This window comes from Anaerotignum sp., assembly GCF_045122575.1.
Taxonomy (GTDB): Bacteria; Bacillota; Clostridia; order Lachnospirales; family Anaerotignaceae; genus Anaerotignum_A.
The window spans coordinates 1-2,646 of record NZ_JBGVHV010000197.1; the positions used below are offsets into that span (position 1 = coordinate 1).

The 2,646-nt window shown below is 42.0% G+C and carries 4 protein-coding genes; 3 read left to right on the plus strand and 1 reads right to left on the minus strand.

All coding sequences use genetic code 11. The features are described 5' to 3' along the window. Positions 1-367, plus strand: a 367-nt coding sequence (locus ACJMLT_RS09590) for a FadR/GntR family transcriptional regulator (RefSeq protein WP_405730045.1), incomplete at its 5' end; no start/stop codon positions are given. A gap of 173 nt (positions 368-540) precedes the next feature. Here ACJMLT_RS09590 and ACJMLT_RS09595 read toward each other — a convergent pair. Continuing rightward, positions 541-747 (minus strand): helix-turn-helix domain-containing protein, encoded by a 207-nt coding sequence (locus ACJMLT_RS09595; RefSeq protein WP_405730048.1) that lies wholly within the window; start codon positions 745-747, stop codon positions 541-543. A gap of 167 nt (positions 748-914) precedes the next feature. Between ACJMLT_RS09595 and ACJMLT_RS09600 the strand changes: the two genes are divergently transcribed. Continuing rightward, on the plus strand, positions 915-1,148 hold the full coding sequence (locus ACJMLT_RS09600) for a hypothetical protein (RefSeq protein WP_405730051.1): 234 nt from the start codon (positions 915-917) through the stop codon (positions 1,146-1,148). Between the two features lie 455 nt (positions 1,149-1,603). Beyond that, positions 1,604-2,646 (plus strand): arginine--tRNA ligase (gene argS / locus ACJMLT_RS09605; protein ID WP_405730054.1); only part of this gene is annotated, 1,043 nt, incomplete at its 3' end.

The following is a 2,646-nucleotide window of genomic DNA, read 5'->3' on the forward strand; positions in this document are numbered from 1 at the left end:
CTATGCGGCGAAGCGGGCTACAGCGGAGGATATTGCCCAGCTGGAATATTACTATGAAAAAATGAAAGAACATCGTCATGATGTAAACCAGTTTGTAGATTACGATGCAATGTTTCATATGAAGGTGGCAAATGCTACCCACAATAAGCTGCTGATCAGCACCATGATGGCGTCCAAGGATAGCTTTGAAAACGGCATTCGTCTGGCAATGAGAGAATCTCTGGTGCAGAATCCCAGAGTTATCGACGTGACCATTGAATTGCATGGGAAAATCATCGAATCCATCAAAAATGGGGATTTCCAGACGGCATATACGGCGATGCGGGAACATATCAGCTATGTGAATTTGACGGTAAAATATGGTTAATCAAAAAGACCCGAATTTCGGGTCTTTTTTAGTTACTGCACAGGATTTTTGCATGCCCCTTCCCTCGGTGGTTCTCGTTGGGAAAGGGGAAACATTCGTTTCTACATTCCCACCGAGAAGCCACCTGCGCGGGGCAAAAAAGAACGGCTCGTCATAAGCCGCTCAAAATCATTTTATTTTTTATCTGTTAGTCCCAAAATATAATCAGTGCTGACCTGATAATATTCAGCCAGTTTGATAACTGCCCAAACAGGAATTTCATAGATTCCTGTTTCATACCTGCGGTAAACTTCTCTTTGACAATTCAATACTTCTGCAATCTGATATTGTTTCAAATCATTATCTTCTCTTAATGCTCTGATTCGTTCGTTATATTTCATGTATATCACCAATTTTATGATGCCACAAAATTTAAAACTTTACTGCATTTCAGAGTTATAAACTCTATTTTTATTTAGTAATATCATATTTATGCTTGCAACAATATTGTAGCATTTCTGCCAAACCTTCTTTCCTTTTGATATTCTAGAAAAAAGGAGGAGTTAATATGGAAGAATTACATAAATATCTTCGTAAATTAGAAAGGATGACACATGAATTAGATTGTATCAGTGGATTGGTATATATTCTAAAAGATGCTTTGTGGAAAAATGAAGACGCACTAAATGTTCAATATTCCATGGCATCTTTTTATATCAGTGAACGATTGATTGAATTCGAAAAAAACTTGGATGAATTATTAGAACATTTATTTGATTCCTACCGAGATATATCACAATAGGTATGCCAAAACAACAGACCAGCAAGCCTTGCCCGACGGGGCTGCTTTATACTGCCCGAAAGGGCTTGTGGGGAGGGAATATCTAAAGGGAACATTGTTCCCTTTAGAACTCTTGTGGGGGGCTGGGACCCATGAGTAGGGTTCCTATAGCGGCTTGCCGCCTAGGAGCGAAGCGACCATTGGCTTTTTGTTACTTTTTGTGCGCAAAAAGTAAGGTGGTGGATTTCGTTTTGCCAATGCACTTCTTAGAGGGGGCGAGCAGAAAGATTATCCAACCGCCATTTTCGCCCGACTGGGCGCAATTTGAAACACATGGATTTTCGAGAACTTCAATTTCGAGCCTTGCACTTCTCTTGCAATTCAGAACCTTTCAATTTCTTGATTTTCTGCGGTTTTTATGCTATATTAAGTAGAGTATGTCCAATTTTCAGTTGGTACTTTTTGGAGGTAAAAATATGGATTTTAAAATAGAAATTGCAAAACTGCTGGCGGCAGCAGCAGAAATCTCTGTAGAAGATGCGGCGGCAGCAGTGGAAATTCCCGCGAAAAAGGAAATGGGTGACTTTGCTTACCCCTGTTTCCGTCTGGCAAAAGTATTCCGCAAGGCTCCCCCTATGATCGCTGCGGAACTGATCGAAAAAATCGAAAAACCTGATTTTATCGCAAAAATGGAAGTGGTTGGCGCTTATATCAACTTCTTCCTGAATAAAGGTGTTTATGCGGAACAGGTTCTGTCCGCAGTTCTGGAACAGAAAGAAAACTACGGCAAAAGCGACATGGGCGCAGGCAAAACAGTTGTCATCGATTATTCCTCTCCGAATATCGCAAAACCTTTCCACGTTGGTCACCTGCGTTCCACAGTAATTGGTAACGCTCTGTACAAGATTCACGAAGAACTGGGCTACAATGTAGAAGGCGTCAACCATCTGGGCGACTGGGGCACACAGTTTGGTAAGCTGATCGTGGCTTACAAAAACTGGGGCAGCAAGGAAGCCGTAGAAAAAGACGGTATTCAGGAACTGATGCGTATTTATGTTAAGTTCCACGATGAAGCAGAAGCGCATCCCGAACTGAATATGGATGATGAAGCACGTCTGTGGTTCGTAAAAATGCAGAACGGTGAAGAAGAAGCACTGGCTCTGTGGAAATGGTTCTATGATGTTTCCATCAAAGAATTCGAACGCGTATATAAAATGCTGGGTGTAACCTTCGACTCCTACGCCGGCGAATCCTTCTATAACGACAAAATGGATGCCGTTGTGGAAGAACTGAAAGCGAAAGAACTGCTGAAAGAATCCGAAGGTGCGATGATCGTTGATCTGGAAGACAAAAACATGCCTCCCTGCCTGATCATCCGTAAAGACGGCGGCACACTGTATGCAACAAGAGATATTACTGCAGCACTGTACCGCAAGAAAACATATAACTTCGATAAATGCGTATATCTGACAGCGTTGGATCAGAACCTGCACTTTGCACAGTGGTTCGAAGTCATCCA

Bases quoted from the DNA above. Each gene is read 5' to 3' on its own strand.
- ACJMLT_RS09595 (WP_405730048.1), bottom strand. From the start codon at position 747: ATGAAATATAACGAACGAATCAGAGCATTAAGAGAAGATAATGATTTG.
- ACJMLT_RS09600 (WP_405730051.1), top strand. From the start codon at position 915: ATGGAAGAATTACATAAATATCTTCGTAAATTAGAAAGGATGACACAT.